Raw genomic sequence first — 16,551 nt, forward strand, 5'->3', positions numbered from 1 at the left:
ACTTCACACACCGGGGCTCAGGACCGGCTGCGCGGTGACCGGGCCAGGTAGCCGTGCGGGTACGGCAGCGGCATCCGCCCCGCCCCGGTCAGCCGTTCCATGCTCTTCTCGTCCAGCACGAAGTCCGCCGCACCGAGGTTGTCGTCCAACTGGGCGACCGTCCGCGCCCCGACGATCGGCGCGGTCACGCCCGGCCGCTGCATCAGCCACCGCAGCGCCACCTGCGCCGGGCTGCGGCCGATCTCGTCCGCGACGGCGAGCAGCGTGTCGGTCACCGCCCAGACGCGCTCGTCCACGCTGTTCTGCCAGTCACCCAGCCACGGCTGCTGGTCGCCCTCCCACCGGGTGTCCGGCGGCGCCTGCGTCATGCCGCGCCGGTACTTCCCGGTCAGCCAGCCACCCCGCATCGGCGACCACGGGATGATGCCGACGCCCTCGTTGCGGCAGACCGGCGCAAGCTCCAGCTCCACCTCCCGGTCGATCAGGTTGTAGAGCGGCTGCAGGGCCACGAACGGCTCCCATCCGCGGAACTTGGCCAGGTCCACGGACTTCTGCAGCTGCCAGCTCGCATAGTTGCTGACGCCCAGGTGGCGGACCTTCCCGGACCGGACCAGGCCGTCCAGGGTCACCAGCGTCTCCTCGATCGGGGTGCGCTCGTCGAAGCAGTGCACCTGATAGAGGTCGATGTAGTCGGTGCGCAGCCGCCGCAGGCTGTCCTCCACCGCGGCGAGGATGCGCTTGCGGCCCGCACCCACGTCGTTAGCGCCGCCGCGGCCGGTGCTCCAGAAGAACTTGGTGGCGATGACCAGGTCGTCGCGGTTCCGGCCGGCCAGCCACCTGCCGATGATCTCCTCGGACGCGCCCTGGGCGTACACGTCCGCGGTGTCCACGAAATCGCCGCCGGCCTCGACGAACCGGTCCAGCAGCTGATGGGAGGCCTGCTCGTCAGCCTCGTTGCCGAAGGTCATCGACCCCAGGCACAGCTCGCTCACGCGCAGCCCGCTTGCTCCCAGATATCTGTGCTCCATCCCATCATTCTTCGCAAACCACAAAGGACGGACAACCGCATTTTTCGTACGATCCGAACCGGTCCCGTGTCTACCCCGCGACCCGGGCGGGTGGCCCGGGCCGCGGCGCGGGCGCCGGGCGTGAGCGGTGGGTCAGGCCGGGGCGGTCACCGTCTGCCGGGCCAGTCGCTCGGTGACCGCCGCCGCCGGCAGCGGCTTGGCGAACAGATATCCCTGGGCCACGTCGCAGCCGAGATCGCGCAGCGCCGAGGCGGTCGCGGTGTCCTCCACCCCTTCGGCCACCACCGTGAGGCCGAGGTTGCGGCCCAGCTCGACGGTGGACTCGACCAGCGCGTGGTCGCTGCGGTCGTTCGTCATGTCCTTCACGAACGACCGGTCCACCTTCAGCTCGTCCAGCGGCAGCAGCTTCAGGTAGGTCATCGACGAGTACCCGGTGCCGTAGTCGTCGATCGACGTCTTCACGCCCAGGGCCCGGATCCGCCGCATCGCCTCGATGGCGGTGGCCGGGTCGCTCATCACGGTGTGCTCGGTGACCTCGATGCAGAGCTGGTCGCCCGGCACGCCGATCTCCTCGAGCAGGGCCGCGACCCGGTCGGGGAACGTTCCGTCGAGCAGGCTGCGGGTGGAGATGTTGACCGACACCGGCACCCGGTGCCCGGCGTCGAGCCACTCCCGGGCCTGGTGCAGCGCCATGGTGAGCACCCGGTCGGTGAACCGGTGGATCAGGCTGGTGGTCTCCAGCACCGGGATGAACTCGACCGGCGAGATCGCGCCCTTCACCGGGTGGTTCCAGCGGGCCAGGGCCTCCACGCCGGCCACCGCGCCGGTGTCCATCGCGATCTTCGGCTGGTAGTGCAGGTCGATCTCGGAGCCGTTGTCCAGGGCCCGCCGCAGGTCGCCGAGCAGGGTCAGCCGGGCGGCGGTGTCCTGGCCGTGGTCGCGGGTGAACCGGTGGAAGCCGAGCCGGTGCTCCTTGGCCTCCCGCATCGCCATGTCGGCGTGCTGGAGCAGCGTGGTCACGTCCTCGCCGGGGCGCGCGACCGCGGCGCCGATGCTGACCTCCAGGTCCACGGTGACCTCGCCGATCAGGAACGGCCGGCCGAACGCCTCGGTCAGGCGGGCGGCGAGGTCCTCGCCGAGGGCCGGGTCGCTGTCGCGCAGCAACACCGCGAACTCGTCGCCGCCGATGCGGGCGACCACGTCCTCGGCGCGCACCGAGGCGCGCAGACGCTCGCCGGCCTGGACCAGCAGCAGGTCGCCGATCCGGTGGCCGAGCTGTTCGTTGACGTCGCGGAAGCCGTCCAGGTTGACGGTCAGCACGGTGGCGGAGCCGGACTTCTGCTCGGTCAGGGCCAGCTGGGTGTGGGTGCTGAACGCGGTGCGGTTGGGCAGGCCGGTCAGCGCGTCCGTGGCGGCCATCGTCTCCACGAGCCGCCGGTGCGACCGGGTCGACCAGAGGAAGAGCGCCAGCACCAGCAGCCCGACCGCGAAGCTGAGCACCCCGCCCCACCAGAGCAGGCGGGACTCGTGCCCGGCGGCCGTCTGATAGGCGGCGTGCTCGGCGAGGTGGTAGTTCACCTCGGTCCGCAGATCCTTCATGATCAGCGCGGCTTCGGGCTCGATCCAGGTCTCCAGGGTGAGCCGTGCGCCGGCCGTGTCGCCACGGTCCAGCTCCCGCAGGTACCGGTCGATCGCGGGCTGCAGGCCCCGGCGCCGCTCGGCGATCCACCACGCGCGGTACCGGTGGTCCGCGTCGGCGGCGACCATCCGGTCCATCGCCGACTGCACCGAGACCGCCACGCCCGGCAGCTGCCGGCGCTCGCCGCCCTGTGGCTCGAGCAGCGCGGACTGCAACAGCGCCGTCTCCCAGCCGGCGACGAAGGCCACCTGCTGGTACGAGTCGGTGCGCGCCGAGTCGGCCGCCACCTGTTCGAGGACCTGGGTCTGCCGCCAGCCGCCGACGGCCGCGTACCCGGAGAGGGTGGCCAGCATGAAGGAGAGCGTGCCGGCCACCCACACCGACGACCACCGCCGGCCCTTTCGGGTCGTACCCATCCCGCCTCCCTCACCGCCTCGTCACAGCGATCCGAAGGCCATGATCGGCCCTCGCGAGGATCGGTTGACCTGCGGTCGCGGTGCAGGACGGTAGCGGAATCCGGGACGGGCCGGTGGGCCCGCCCCGGACTGGCGGATCAACTACCGGGTGAAGGCCTGGAACTCCGCGACGCGGACGTTCGCGGCCTGCGGGCTCCCGGTGGCGCAGTCGCTGACCGCACGCGGGTCCGCGTCCTGCTCACCGGCGTAGTCGGGCGCGCCGGTGCACTGGTTGGTGACCACCTCGAGACGCAGGTGGGTCGCCGTCGTCGACGGGATGTCGAACGACTTGATCTTCAGGTCGCCGACCCGCGGCCGCGGCTGGCCGGACGGGAAGGTGTCCGGCCGGCTGGTGAAGACCGTGCGGAACTGGGCCGGGTCGGCACACGTGACCGTGGCGCTCGCGGTGCAGGCGAGCACCTTGAACTGCCGCAGCGCCGTGAACCGGTTCTGCGTGCCGGCGTCCGGGTCACCGGCCACCGGCGGCCGCAGCATCGCGCTCACCTGGACCCGCCGGATCTTCTGCGCGTCACCGGCGAGGTCGACGGTGACCTGCTTGCCCGCGACCGGGCTGCCCAGCGACGCCCAGTTGGTCGCCTCGTCGTCGTCGGTGATCCGGGCCAGGTTGATGCCGTCACCGGTCGCCGTCGCGCCGGCCGTGCCGGACGCCAGGTTGCGCGGCAGCTTCACGGTCAGCGTCTTGGACCTGCCGGGCCACAGGGCGGTGCTGCCCACCCGGGCGTGGCCGTGGCCGGGCGCCTGGGCAACGAATCCGTACGACCCCGCGATCAGGCTGACCTGGTCGGTGAGCGGCGTCGCCGGGTCGGTGTCGGCGACCGGGACCGCGCGGGCCTGGAAGTCGCCGACGAACAGCTTCGCACCGGCCACCGGCTTGCCGTTCTCGTCCACCGGACGGAACGTGACGGTGGCCTCCTTGGCGTACGGCGAGGTGAAGCCCGGCCGCGGGTCGGCGTCGCCGGCCCCGTTGCTGAGCGCCGCCTCACCGAGGCCGCGCTTGGCGAACGCGTTCCAGAGCAGGTCCTGGTTCTTGCCGCCGAAGCGGACCAGGTCCGCGCCGATCAGCGCGTCCCGCGCGTCGACCTGGCTGTTGGCGCTGTTGGCCATCAGCAGGAACGAGTCGAAGACCAGCTGGATCCAGCGCCGGTTGCCCGGGCACGAGGTGACCGCGACCTTGCCGTTGGCGCAGGCCTTCTGCAGTTTCGCCGAGCCGTACCCGTACCGCTTGATGAACGCGTTGCGCACGTCGTAGTTGGCGGCGCTCCACACCTCGCCGGAGGCGTGCACCTGCAGGCCGACGAAGTCGTAGTCCACCGAGCTGTAGTTCAGCGGGCTGCGAGTCATGTTGTAGTTGCGGATGCCGGCGTTGTCGTCGCCGGTCACGTATTCGCCGATGGTGAAGCCGCGGCTGCCGGGCGTCGCGTACCCGTGCTCCGCCAGGTATTCCACCGACAGCAGGTCGGACCAGCTCTCGCTCATGCCCTGCGGCGAGCTGAGGCCGCCGTCCGGGCCGGCGATCATCCGGTTGGTGATGGCGTGCGTGTACTCGTGGGCGATCACCGACATGTCGTAGTCGCCGTCGACGCACGGGGCGTAGAAGGCGCCCGCGATCGGCTGCCACAGGTACATGTTGGTGATCGGCGCCTCGCCGTCCGGCGGGGTGATCTGGTTGGCGTTGTTGCGGGCGGCGAATCCGGGCGGGCCGCCGCTGATGCCGCCGGCCTGCGCGTTGCCCTGCTCCGGGTCGTTCGGCAGGCCGCCGGGGCGCAGGTTCTCGTCCTGCATGTTCCAGGTCGCCTCGGTGAAGCCCAGGTGGTACGACCAGTCGTGCATCCGGTTGTGCTGCGCGAACAGGTTCGCCCGGGCCGCGTCGATGTCGTTGCGCGCCGGGGTGTCGAACGTGGTCGGCGCGCAGCTCTCCCGGTGCCACTGGTTGGTCCAGGGGTAGTTGTAGCTGCGGTCCGGCCGCGGCGTGGCCAGCTCGGTGCCGACCGAGAACGCGTCGTTGGAGTTCCAGTTGTGCACCGCGAAGCCGTTGTTGCCCTTCGTGGTGTACGTGGGCTGCCCGGTGGCCGGGTCGACGTCCCAGCCCTGCGGGGAGGCCGGGGTGCCGACGACCTCGTCACAACCGCGTTCCGGAGTGAAGCACCAGGTCCGCCGGGTGTCCCGGCTGGAGTAGTCGGTGCGCGGGGAGTTCGGGAAGACCTCCCAGTCCGCGCCGCCGGCGGGGTCCGAGTGCGAGTCGACGATCTCCTCACGGACCAGGACGGTCCCGTCCCGGGCGTCCACGTGCGTGGTGAACGCGATCGGCTCCGCCCCGGTGAGGTCGTCGCCGAGGGTGACCTGGAACGCCGCGCGGGCGCCCCGGTCGGCCGTCGGCACGGCGACCAGCTTGGTGGCCAGCACGGTCCCGTCCGGGATGCCGGCGTCGGCCTTCGCGATCCGCTCGGCGTCGGCCGCGGTGATCGTGGCGGGCGCCGGGGTGCCCGCGTCGCGGGCGAGCGAGGAGCTCACGAACCACACCTTGCCGTCGCGCACGCCGACCGACAGCAGGCCGTCGACGCCGGCCGGCAGGTCGCCGAAGCGCTGCCGCATGATGACGGCCGCGCCCGCGCCGATCGGTGCGGAGGTCAGCACCTCGAGGGCGGCAGCGCCCTCCGCGGTGAGCCCGAGCACGTCACGGTTGGCGGCCACATATGCCTTGGCGGCGGCCACCGGGTCGGACGGGAGCCCGGCCGCGAGCGGCTCGGTGCGCGCGGTCAGCGTCGCGGGGGTGCCCAAGGCGTTCCAGCGGGCGCTCGCGTTCACCTCGGCGGCCTGGGCCCGCTGGTCCGAGGTGGGCGCGAGACGGCCACGCCGATTGTCTCTGATCTTCTCGTGGTGCTCGTCGCCGTGCACCTTTACGCTCTCCGGCGCCTGCGCCGGGCTGGCTGGGGCCGCGTTCCCACCGGATCCTGCGGCGAGCACGAGCACGCTTGCGACAAGTGTTGCGGTGGTGCCCGCCAACGCACGGGATGGTGTGCGCACGGTACCTCCTTTTTGGACGGCCATTACCGGTCACCCAAATCCGATCGCACGGAAGGGGGAGCGGGACATGGGCCGAACGTCCAGAATAGAAGGCAGTCGATAAAAATGATTGTCAATTCCGTTGGCGCGGCCTCCGCCGCCGCTCGGCACGGCGCCGGCCCCGAGTCGTTTAGCGCTGCACGAATCGGGCATACCGCGACCATGAGCGACCCGCGAACCAACGACGAGCTGTCGAACACGCTGCCCGCGGACACCGATGTCGAGCAGCTCCGCAACGGCGGCCCCGCACCGGCCGACGGCGGCATCATGACCACCACCGGCGGCACCGCCGGCCCGGCCAGCTTCCCGGACCGCCCCCGCACCGGCCCCGGCGTCGCGAACACCACCACCGGCGACGCCACGACCGGCACGCTCAGCACGCCGCCGGACCAGTACACCAGCGACAACGCGGGCTGAACCCGCGTGTGAAGTTGCGGTGCGCTCCGCACCCGAACTTCACACACCGGTCCCTGCGGTGTGCAGTCGCGGTTGGGGCTAGATCGGCTTCACCTCGACCGGGATGCCGTTCAGCACGCTGTTGCCGGAGAGCGGGTCGACGACCAGCTCATCGGTCAGCACGTTCGAGTTCACACCCGGATGCGCCGCGGCCACCGCCGCCCGGGTGCCCGGCAGGTCATGCCCCCACCCGTGCGGCAGGCTCACCACGCCCGGCATGACCCGGTCGGTCACCTCGACCCGGGCAGCCAGCCCACCGGCGCGCGAGGTCACCTGCGCCTCACCACCGTCGGTCAGCCCGAGCCGCTCCGCGTCGCGCGGATGGATCTGCAGGGTGCACCGGTCCCGGCCTTTCACCAAGGCCGGGACGTTGTGCATCCAGCTGTTGTTGGACCGCAGGTGCCGGCGCCCGATCAGCACCAGATCGTCACCGTCGCGTCCCCGGACCAGCGCCGCGCGCAACCGCTCCACGTCCGCGACGATCGGCGGTACGCACAGCTCGACGGTGCCGCTGGGCGTCTTGAGCACCTCCGGGATCCGCGGCTGCAACGGCCCGAGGTCGATCCCGTGCGGATCGGCCCGGAGCTGATCCAGCGTGAGCCCGTACGCGCCGGCCCGCAGAGCCACGTCGAGCAGCCGCTCGGCCGGCCCGTCACTGCTGTCCGGCACCTCGATGCCCGCCTTCGCCGCTGCCCGCTCCAGCATCGCCGTGTGCAGCACGGCCGGATCAGCGTCCGCCCCCTGCCCGGAGACGATCAGCGTGAGCCGGGCCAGGATGTCGCACTCGTCCATGCCGTCCGGGTCCGCCGGCAGCACCGGCGGCGAGTACGCGGCGAAGTTGCGCACCGCCAGCGCCAGGAACGCGAAGTCGTAGTGCCCCTTGCGGGTCGGGTCGAGCGGCGGCAGCACCACGTCGGCGTGCCGGGTGGTCTCGTTCAGGTACGGGTCGACGCTCACCATGAAGTCGAGCCCGGCCAGCGCGCGGTCCAGCCGTGCGCTGTTCGGCGTCGACAGCACCGGGTTGCCCGCCACCGTCAGGAGCGCCCGGACCTGCCCGTCACCCGGCGTCTCGATCTCGTCGGCCAGCGTGGCTACCGGCAGCTCACCCTTGACCTCGGGCAGCCCGCGCACCCGGCTGCTCCACCGCCCGGTCCGGAAGCCGTGGCCGCCGGGCCGGCTGTTCGGCCGCAGGTGCGCGGCGAGCGGGAACATCACCCCGCCGGGCCGGTCCAGGTTGCCGGTGAGCACGTTCACCACGTCGACGAGCCAGCTGGTCAGCGTGCCGAACTCGACGGTGCAGGTGCCGATCCGGCCGTACACCGCCGCGGTCGGCGCGGCCGCCAGCTCACGCGCCAGCCGCCGGATCCGCTCGGCCGGGATGTCGCACGCCGGCCCCACCCGTTCCGGCGCGAAGGCTTCGGCCAGCTCGCGCACCTCGTCGATCCCGGTGACGTGCTCCGGCCGCACGGCGAGACCTTCGCCGAACAGCGTGTGCACGATGCCGAACAGCAGGAACGCATCCGCTCCCGGCCGGATGAACAGGTGCTCGTCGGCGTGCTCGGCGGTCCGCGTGCGCCGCGGGTCGACCACGACGAACCGGCCCCCGCGCTGCTGGACGGCCTTCAGCCGGCCCGGGAAGTCCGCCGCGGTGGCCAGGCTGCCGTTCGACTCCCACGGGTTCGCGCCCAGGATCAGCAGGAAGTCGGTGCGGTCCAGGTCGGGGACCGGGATGGTCAGCGGGTGGCCGAACAGATAGCCGCTGGAGACGTGCTTGGGCATCTGGTCGACGGTGCTCGCGGAGAAGATGTTGCGGGTGCCGATCGCCTTGAGCAGCGGCGTGAGATAGAGCCCGCCGGCGATCGTGTGCGCGTTCGGGTTGCCGGCGTAGGTCGCGACCGCGTCGGGCCCATAGCGCTCGATGATCGGCCGTAAGCCGGCCTCGACCGCCGCGAACGCCTCGTCCCAGGACACCTCGACGTGCTGTCCGTCGCGCTTGAGCAGCGGCTTCCGGAGCCGGTCGGGGTCTGTCGCGAGCTGCCCGAAAGTGGCCCCTTTCGGGCACACGAACCCGTGGCTGAACACGTGCTCCCGGTCTCCCCGGGCCGCGACCACCTCGGTCTCGCTGATCGTCAGCTCGAGGCCGCAAGCTGCCTCACAGAGAGGACAGGTCCGATATGCCGTCCGCATCGACGCCACCGCCTTCCGGTCGGTTACTCGCCGGTATCCTCCCACGAGACGGAGGCGGTTCCGCCACCCTCTTTTTCTCCGCGGCAGCCCGGGGGCCGACCGGCCCGGACAGAGCCGCTGACGCCGGCCGGCCTCCCGGGAGCGCCCGAGCCGATCGGCGAGCCGTGCTCAGGGCCCGGTCCGGGCGGCCGGGCTCAGGCAGCGGCGCAGGTCACCGCGGGGACGGCGTTGGCGCTGTTCCACGAGCCGAGGAAACCGAACGACGTGGTGGCGCCGGCGGCCAGGCGCCCGTTCCAGGCGGCGTTCCGCGCGGTGACCGTGGACCCGTCACTGGTCACGGTGGAGCCCCAGTGGCTGGTCACCGTCTGCCCGTCGGCGTAGGTCCAGGTAACGCTCCACCCGTTGATGGCGGCGCCACCCGCGGTGACCTTGACCTCGCCCTGGAAGCCACCGGACCACTGGCCGGCGACGGCGTACGTGGCCGTACATCCGCCGGCGGGGTTGGAAGGTGAAGGTGAGGCCGACGACGCGGAGGGCGACGGTGACACGGGGCCGCCGAAGATGCCGGCCTCCCGGGCGGTGGCGCGGATCCCGTTCGGGCCGTTGAAGATGCGCTCGCCCCAGGTGCTCAGCCGGTCCGGGTCGAAGTCGGTGGCCATGTCCAGGATCGGGTCGGTGTTGCCGGCCCAGGACCAGCCGAGATAGCCGAGGTCGCGGGCGGCCGCCTCGGACAGGATCGTCTCGTGGTCGACCTGGCTCGCGTCGAAGCGCCAGCCGAACTCGCCGATGACCAGCGGCCAGCCGCGGCTCTTGAAGTGGTCCAGGTAGCTGATGATCGACGCCGCGGTGTTGAACACCGAGTACATGTGGATCGACAGCACGGTGTTGTCGCGGACGTCCGCGTCGAGCACCGTCTGCGCGTTGTCGCGCATCACGTACTGCCAGTCCTGGCCCCAGTTCGGCGCGTCGATCATCAGCAGGTGCTCGAACCCGTTGGTGCGCATCTTCTGGATGGCGGACACCGTGGCAGCGGTCCACTGGCCGGCGTTCGTGTTGCCGATCGGCTCGTTGCCGATGTTGATGACGACGTAGTCCTCCTGGCCGGCGAGCACGCTCTTCAGCCCGATCCAGTAGTCGGCGGCCTGATCCAGGCTGTACGCCGCGGCGTCCTCGCCGTAGCCGGTCGTGTCGTGGTTCTCCAGCACGCAGATCAGCTTGTTCGCCTTGCACAGGTTGATCACGTTGGTCACGTCGGCGGCGCTGTTGGCGGTCCACCGGCCGCCGCTGAGGACGACCCGGACGGTGTTGGCGCCGGCCGCCTTGATGTCGGCGAACGAGTTCGTCTGGTCGGTGTACCAGGTGTGCATGTGGTTGATGCCGCGCATGACGAACTTGCGGCCGTCGGCCTCGACGATGTCGGTGCCGGACACGTGCAGGCCGGTGGCGGCGTGGGCGGGGGTGACGTGGAAGAGGACGGCGGCGGCGGCCGCGGCCAGCGCGGCGGCGAGGGTGGTGAGTCGGCGTTTCATGACCTACCTCTGGACGGGGATGATGGGAGCGCTCCCAGGAAGGACCCGTCCATTGACTCACGTCATTACCGGCGATGCAACGAGACAGAAAGGGACGCGCCCGTCCTGGCACGGGGGAACCGGGACGGGCGCGTCGCAATCCATGATCTTGGATAGTGAGCTCTTTGGCAAGTCCCGAACGATACTGGCGATACAGGACGAACCGGTGCAGGACGAATCAGCCGGTCGCCAGCCACACGGCGGTCGCGCCCGGCAGGGTGTCGCCGGTCACGAGCGGACCGCTGGCCAGCAGAATCGCGGCATCGGCCAGCCCCGCGGGCAGCGGGGCCGGCGCGTCGCCGACGTTGACGACACAGGCGAAACCGGGCTCCCGGCGGAAGGCGAGCACGTCGCCTGCCGCGGGCAGCCAGGCCATCCCGCCCGCACCGAGTGCAAGGTGCGACCGGCGGTGGCGCAGCGCGTCGCGATAGAGCGAGAGCGTCGAGGACGGATCGCCGGCCTGATGCGCCGCGGTCAGACCGGCCCACTCCGGCGGCTGTGGCAGCCAGGACTCGCGGGCGGGCCCGAAGCCGTACGACGGGGACGTCCCCGACCACGGCAGCGGCACCCGGCAGCCGTCCCGGCCGGGGTCCAGCCCGCCGGTCCGGTGGAAGGCCGGATCCCGCCGCACCTCGGCGGGCAGGTCCGTCACCTCGGGCAGGCCCAGCTCCTCGCCCTGATAGACGTACGCGCCACCCGGCAGCGCCAGCATGAGAAGCGCCGCCGCCCGGGCCCGCCGCAGCCCCATCGGCCCGCCGCCGTACCGGGTGACGTGCCGGACCACGTCATGGTTGGACAGCACCCAGGTGGCCGGCGCGCCCACCGGGCTCAGCGCGCCCAGACTGGAGTCGATCGCCGCCCGCAGCGACGTGACCGTCCAGTCCGCCTTGAGGAAGGTGAAGTTGAACGCGGTGTGCAACTCGTCCGGCCGCAGGTAACGGGCGAGCCGGGCCGGGCTCTGCACCCAGACCTCACCGACGAAGGCCCGCTCTCCGGGATAACCGTCGCTGAGCGCCCGCCACGAGCGGTACACGTCGTGCACCTCGTCGAGGTCCCAGTGCGGATGCCCCTCGGGCGCCGGGCCGAGGTCGAAGTGGCTCTCCCCCAGGTCCGGCATCTCCGGGTCCTTGGCCAGACCGTGGGCGACGTCGACCCGGAAGCCGTCGGCGCCCCGGTCGAACCAGAACCGCAGGACGTCCTCGAACTCGGCCCGCACCTCCGCGTTGGTCCAGTCCAGGTCGGGCTGCTCGGGGGCGAACAGATGCAGGTACCACCGGTCGCCGGCCCGGGACCACGCGCGGCCGGAGAACATGCTGATCCAGTTGTTCGGCGGCTGGTCTCCCCGGCCCTCGCGGAACAGGTACCGGGCCCGGCTGCGGGCGTCACCGGCGAGCGCCGCCCGGAACCACGGATGCTCCGACGAGGTGTGGTTCGGCACCAGGTCCAGGATGATCCGCAGCCCGAGCGCGTGCGCGTCCGCCACCAGCCGGTCGAAGTCGGCGAGCGTGCCGAACCGCGGGTCCACGTCGCGGTGGTCGGTCACGTCGTAGCCGTTGTCGGCCTGCGGCGACGGATAGAACGGGTTCAGCCAGACCGCGTCCACGCCCAGGTCCCGCAGGTACGGCAGACGGGACCGGACACCGGGCAGGTCGCCGATCCCGTCACCGTCGGAATCCGCGAAGCTCCAGACGTACACCTGGTAGATGACGGCGTCGCGCCACCAGCTCACCGAGGCTGGTCCATCCGCTCGCGCAACTCCTCCTCCTCGAGCCGGGCCAGGTCCGCCGCGGCCTCCTCGTCCCGGGTCAGGTTGTCGCCGGACCGCGGGTCGAACAGGTGCATCCGCCGGGTGTCGGCCCAGAACTCGCCCTCGTGGTTCTCCCGCAGCCGGCTCATCGCGTCGATCGAGATGATCAGCTGGCTGCGCAGCGCCTCGCTGTCCAGCTCGGCGGCCAGGTCGGCGAGCTGCTGCGCCACCTCCGGGTTCGACTCGAACGGCAGGTACGCGTACTGCGAGTCGCCGAGCCACTCGGTGACGTCGACGCGGGCCCGGAACACCTCGCCCCGCTCCCGTTTGCCGGCGTCGAGCATGCGGGCGTCCTCGAAGTGCTCGGGCCGGATACCGGCGATGAGCAGCTGCCCGTCGGTCACCCGCTCCGCCGCGGTCGCCGGGATGCCGGTCTCCAGGAACGGCAACCGCACCCGGCCGCCGTCGACCACCGCGGGCAGGAAGTTCATCGGCGGGGAGCCGATGAAGCCGGCGACGAACATGTTGACCGGCTGCTCGTAGAGCTCGCGCGGGGACGCCACCTGCTGCAGCAGTCCCCGGCGCAGCACCGCGACCCGGTCGCCGAGGGTCATCGCCTCGGTCTGGTCGTGGGTGACGTAGACCGTGGTGGTGCCGAGCCGCCGCTGCATCCGGGAGATCTCGGTGCGCATCTGCCCGCGCAGCTTGGCGTCCAGGTTGGACAGCGGCTCGTCGAAGAGGAACGCGTTGACCTGCCGGACGATGGCCCGCCCCATCGCCACCCGCTGGCGCTGGCCGCCGGAGAGGTTGGCCGGTTTGCGGTCCAGGTGCTCGCCGAGCTCGAGCATCGCGGCCGCGTCCCGGACCCGCTTCTGGATCTCGTCCTCCTTCAGGCCCTTCTGCAGGCGCAGCGGGAAGGCGATGTTCTCGAAGACGGTCAGGTGCGGGTAGAGCGCGTAGTTCTGGAACACCATCGACAGGTTGCGGTCCCGGGGCGCCTTCTCGTTGACCCGGTCGCCGCCGATCAGCATGTCGCCGGAGGTGATGTCCTCCAGCCCGACGATCATGCGGAGCAGCGTGGACTTGCCGCAGCCGGAGGGCCCGACCAGGATCATGAACTCGCCGTCCGCGATGTCCAGGCTGATGTCGTTGACCGCCTTGAAGCCGTCGCCGTACTCCTTGATGATGTTGCGCATCTCGATCGCTGCCATGAGAGGTCCTTTCAGCCCTTGACGGCGCCGGACGTCAGACCGGCCACGATCTTGCGTTGGAAGAACAGCACCAGCACGATGACCGGGATGGTGACCACCACGGCGGCCGCCGCGATCGGTGCGGTCGGCTGGGAGAACTGCGAGGCGCCCTGGAAGAAGGCCAGGGCCGCGGGCACCGGACGGGCCGCCTCGCTGGAGGTCAGCGTGATGCCGAAGACGAAGTCGTTCCAGACGGCGAAGAACGTCAGGATCGCCGCGGTGAACACGCCGGGGCTGGCCAGCGGCACGATGACCCGGCGGAACGCCTGCCACGCGGTGGCGCCGTCCACCTGGGCGGCCTGTTCCATCTCCCACGGGATCTCGCGGAAGAACGCGGCCAGCACATAGACCGCGAGCGGCAGCGAGTACGACAGGTACGGGATGATCAGTCCCAGCCAGGTGTCGTAGAGACCGATCATGCGCCACAGGTTGAACAGCGGCGTGGCGATCGCGATCACCGGGAAGACGGTGATCGCCAGGGCCACCCCGAGGACCAGGCGCTTGCCGGGGAAGTCGAGACGGGAGATCGCGTACGCCGCCAGCGTGGCGAGCACGACCGAGATGGTGGTGGCGATCAGCGCCATCCCGACCGAGTTGCGCAGCGCCGTGGTGAACAGGTCGGACGCGAACACGGTCCGGTAGTTCTCCCAGCTCCACACGGTCGGCAGGAACGCGTTGTTGGTGATGTCGTCGCCCTCCTTGAAGGAGAGCGAGACGATCCAGATGATCGGGATCACGGCGTACGCGATGATCAGGACTGCTCCGACGATCCAGAAGATCTGTGTCCGGCGGCTCGCCTTCACTTGCGATCACCCCTCGCCTGCGACAGGTCGGTGCGGAAGACCTTGATGAACAGGAACGCGATCAGCACGACCAGGACCGCCAGGATCACGCTGACCGCCGAGCCGGAGCCGATCATCACCCGGCTGATCGTCTGCCGGTACGCCAGGAACGACAGCGTCTCGGTGTTCTGCGCACCGGCGGTCATGATGAAGATCGTGTCGAAGATGCGGAACGCGTCCAGGGTGCGGAACAGCAGCGCCACCATGATCGCTGCCTTCATGTTCGGCAGGATCACCCGTTTCACCCGCTGCCAGGCCGTGGCGCCGTCGACCTTCGCCGCCTCCAGGTAGTCGTCCGGGATCTGCGCCAGACCGGCGAGCAGCAGCAGCGACATGAACGGCGTGGTCTTCCAGATCTCCGCCACGGCCACCGTGAACAGCGCGGTCCAGGTGCCGCCGAACCAGTCCAGGTCGCCGAGGCCGAACAGCGAGTTGACGAAGCCGTACGTGTTGCTGAAGGCGTACGCCCAGGCGTACGCGGAGACCACCGTGATGATCCCGTACGGCACGAGGATGGCCGTCCGCAGCGCCGTGCGCAGGTAGAGCGCCCGGTGCATGACCATCGCCAGGGCGAAGCCGAGCACCAGCTCGACCGCGACGGTGAAGACTGTGAGCAGGGCGGTGACCCCGAACTGCTGCCAGAACAGCGGGTCGCTGAGGATCATGGTGTAGTTGCCGAGGCCGATGAACTCGCGTCCCTCGGGGTCGGTGAGGCGGTAGTCGAACAGCGACAGCCAGATCGCGTTGAGGACCGGGTATCCGGTCACCCCGACCATCGCGATGAACGCCGGCCCGGCGAGCAGCCAGCCCAGGTTGCGTTCCTTGCGGCTGCGGTCGGTCAGCACCACGCGCCGGGGCCGCTTCTTCTCCGCCACCTTCTCGGCGGCGGGAGTCGTCATGGTCATGGACTGCTCCTAGATCAGTCGCCGGTTGGAGAGCACGTCCTCGAGCAGCTGGTTCGCCTCCCCGGGAGAGGTCCGCGGATCGAGCGCGTCCGGCGGGTGGAAGCCGGCCTGGACGGACCCGGTGACGTCGCCGTAATAGGGGCTGACCGGGCGCGGGGTGGCGTTGTCCATGCCGGTGCGGATCTCGTCGGCCATCGGGAACACCTCGCGGATCTCCGGGTCGTCGAAGACCGCGGCCAGCGCGGCCGGGTTCCCGGCCTTGATCATGAATTCCTTCTGGCTCTGCTGCGACGCCAGGCAGCGGATCGCCTCGACGGCGAGATCCTGGCGGTCACTGAAGGCACTGATCGACAGGCCGAGACCGCCGGACGGTGGCGCGGCCTCGGTGCCGGCGTCCACCCGCGGGTAGACCGCCCAGCCCACGTCGTCCTTGAAGTCCGCCGGGAGCGAGCCCTCCTCGATGGCGGTGTCGAAGGCCGCCCAGACGTACGGCCAGTTGACCATGAAGCCGCCGTTGCCCGCCTGGAACGCGGCCCGGGACTCCTCCTCGCCGGCGGTGCTGAAGCCGGCCGGTACAACCGGGGAGACCGCCAGATCGTGCATGATCCGCACGGCGGCCTCGCCGGCCGGGGTGTTCAGCCCGCCCTTGACCTGGTCGCCGGGCAGGTCCTCGGCGCCCTCCGCCAGCACCGACCCGCCGGCCGAGGCGACCAGGGCGTTCACCCAGACCATCAGGCTCTCGTTGCGGCGGCCCTGTGCGGCGAACGTGACACCCGCCTGCGCCGCGCCCTGGATCAGCTGGTCCCAGGTGACCGGTCCGGCGGCCGGGTCGACACCGGCCCGCTGCAGCACCGACTTGCGGTACCAGAGCAGCTGGGTGTTGCCGTAGAGCGGCGCCGACCACAGGGTGTCGCGGAAGGTGGACTGCTCGACCGGGCCCTGCAGCACCCCCTCGGTGAGCTCCTGGCGCTCGGCGGCGGTGAACGGCCGCAGGAACCCGGCGTTGGCGAACTCCGCCATGAACGGTGGGTCGACGCTGACGATGTCCAGCGAGCGGTCCTGGGCGGCGAGCCGGCGCAGCAGCTGTTCCCGGCCACCGGCCGCGGTGTTCGGCAGGCGCTGGATGTCGAAGTCGTACGCACCGCCGGACTCCGCCGCGCACCGGGTGGCGACGTCCTCCTGAGCCGCGTCGGCGATGAAGTAGCTGAGGGTGGAGGACCCGCCGTCGTCGCCACCGCATCCGGTGAGGGTCGCGGCGGACAGGACGAGTGCGGACAGTGCGGCGAACGGCCGAGAAGCCACGATGCCTCCCCTGTTTTGGAATCGCTTCCAGACCCCCACGCTTGTGTGACCTAGGTCTCATGTCAATGCGATCGTCACAGTATGGAAA

10 protein-coding genes and 1 pseudogene are annotated in these 16,551 nt (G+C 70.9%); 1 reads left to right on the top strand and 10 read right to left on the bottom strand.

The window, feature by feature from the left end; genetic code table 11:
- Window positions 1-17: 17 nt before the first annotated feature.
- The 3 genes from AC0NH5_RS39830 to AC0NH5_RS39840 all read right to left on the bottom strand — a co-directional run bounded on the left by AC0NH5_RS39830 (window position 18) and on the right by AC0NH5_RS39840 (window position 6,167).
- Complete coding sequence (locus AC0NH5_RS39830; RefSeq protein ID WP_474413061.1) at window positions 18-1,028, bottom strand: aldo/keto reductase; 1,011 nt, start codon at window positions 1,026-1,028, stop codon at window positions 18-20.
- A gap of 132 nt (window positions 1,029-1,160) precedes the next feature.
- On the bottom strand, window positions 1,161-3,083 hold the full coding sequence (locus AC0NH5_RS39835; protein WP_474413063.1) for a putative bifunctional diguanylate cyclase/phosphodiesterase: 1,923 nt from the start codon (window positions 3,081-3,083) through the stop codon (window positions 1,161-1,163).
- 141 nt (window positions 3,084-3,224) lie between these two features.
- Window positions 3,225-6,167: a M36 family metallopeptidase gene (locus tag AC0NH5_RS39840; RefSeq protein ID WP_474413065.1), complete on the bottom strand. Its 2,943-nt coding sequence runs from the start codon at window positions 6,165-6,167 to the stop codon at window positions 3,225-3,227.
- Between the two features lie 255 nt (window positions 6,168-6,422).
- Between AC0NH5_RS39840 and AC0NH5_RS39845 the strand changes: the two are divergent.
- Window positions 6,423-6,623 (top strand): annotated as a pseudogene (locus AC0NH5_RS39845) (hypothetical protein); the annotation flags it as partial.
- 78 nt (window positions 6,624-6,701) lie between these two features.
- On the opposite strand, the gene AC0NH5_RS39850 reads toward AC0NH5_RS39845, so the two are convergent.
- The 7 genes from AC0NH5_RS39850 to AC0NH5_RS39880 form a co-directional block, all read right to left on the bottom strand.
- Complete coding sequence (locus tag AC0NH5_RS39850) at window positions 6,702-8,849, bottom strand: molybdopterin oxidoreductase family protein (protein ID WP_474413067.1); 2,148 nt, start codon at window positions 8,847-8,849, stop codon at window positions 6,702-6,704.
- Window positions 8,850-9,043: 194 nt separating this feature from the next.
- Window positions 9,044-10,378, bottom strand: a complete 1,335-nt coding sequence (locus tag AC0NH5_RS39855; RefSeq protein WP_474413069.1) for a cellulase family glycosylhydrolase — start codon at window positions 10,376-10,378, stop codon at window positions 9,044-9,046.
- 217 nt (window positions 10,379-10,595) lie between these two features.
- Entirely contained in the window at window positions 10,596-12,146 is a 1,551-nt protein-coding gene (locus tag AC0NH5_RS39860; RefSeq protein WP_474413071.1) for a glycoside hydrolase family 13 protein, read from the bottom strand.
- Window positions 12,143-13,375 (bottom strand): ABC transporter ATP-binding protein, encoded by a 1,233-nt coding sequence (locus tag AC0NH5_RS39865; RefSeq protein WP_474413073.1) that lies wholly within the window; start codon window positions 13,373-13,375, stop codon window positions 12,143-12,145. Before AC0NH5_RS39865 ends, AC0NH5_RS39860 begins: the two co-directional genes overlap by 4 nt.
- Before the next feature lie 11 nt (window positions 13,376-13,386).
- A complete protein-coding gene (locus tag AC0NH5_RS39870; protein WP_474413075.1) occupies window positions 13,387-14,217 on the bottom strand; it encodes a carbohydrate ABC transporter permease in 831 nt (276 codons plus the stop codon).
- Window positions 14,214-15,161, bottom strand: coding sequence for a carbohydrate ABC transporter permease (locus tag AC0NH5_RS39875; protein WP_474413077.1), 948 nt, complete (start codon window positions 15,159-15,161; stop codon window positions 14,214-14,216). The genes AC0NH5_RS39870 and AC0NH5_RS39875 overlap by 4 nt, the downstream gene beginning before the upstream one ends.
- Window positions 15,162-15,170: 9 nt before the next feature.
- Window positions 15,171-16,463: an extracellular solute-binding protein gene (locus AC0NH5_RS39880; protein WP_474413079.1), complete on the bottom strand. Its 1,293-nt coding sequence runs from the start codon at window positions 16,461-16,463 to the stop codon at window positions 15,171-15,173.
- Between the last annotated feature and the right edge of the window lie 88 nt (window positions 16,464-16,551).

The organism is Actinoplanes sp. 13, from assembly GCF_056134165.1.

Bases quoted from the DNA above. Each gene is read 5' to 3' on its own strand.
- AC0NH5_RS39830 (WP_474413061.1), bottom strand. From the start codon at position 1,028: ATGGAGCACAGATATCTGGGAGCAAGCGGGCTGCGCGTGAGCGAGCTG.
- AC0NH5_RS39835 (WP_474413063.1), bottom strand. From the start codon at position 3,083: ATGGGTACGACCCGAAAGGGCCGGCGGTGGTCGTCGGTGTGGGTGGCC.
- AC0NH5_RS39850 (WP_474413067.1), bottom strand. From the start codon at position 8,849: ATGCGGACGGCATATCGGACCTGTCCTCTCTGTGAGGCAGCTTGCGGC.
- AC0NH5_RS39855 (WP_474413069.1), bottom strand. From the start codon at position 10,378: ATGAAACGCCGACTCACCACCCTCGCCGCCGCGCTGGCCGCGGCCGCC.
- AC0NH5_RS39865 (WP_474413073.1), bottom strand. From the start codon at position 13,375: ATGGCAGCGATCGAGATGCGCAACATCATCAAGGAGTACGGCGACGGC.
- AC0NH5_RS39875 (WP_474413077.1), bottom strand. From the start codon at position 15,161: ATGACCATGACGACTCCCGCCGCCGAGAAGGTGGCGGAGAAGAAGCGG.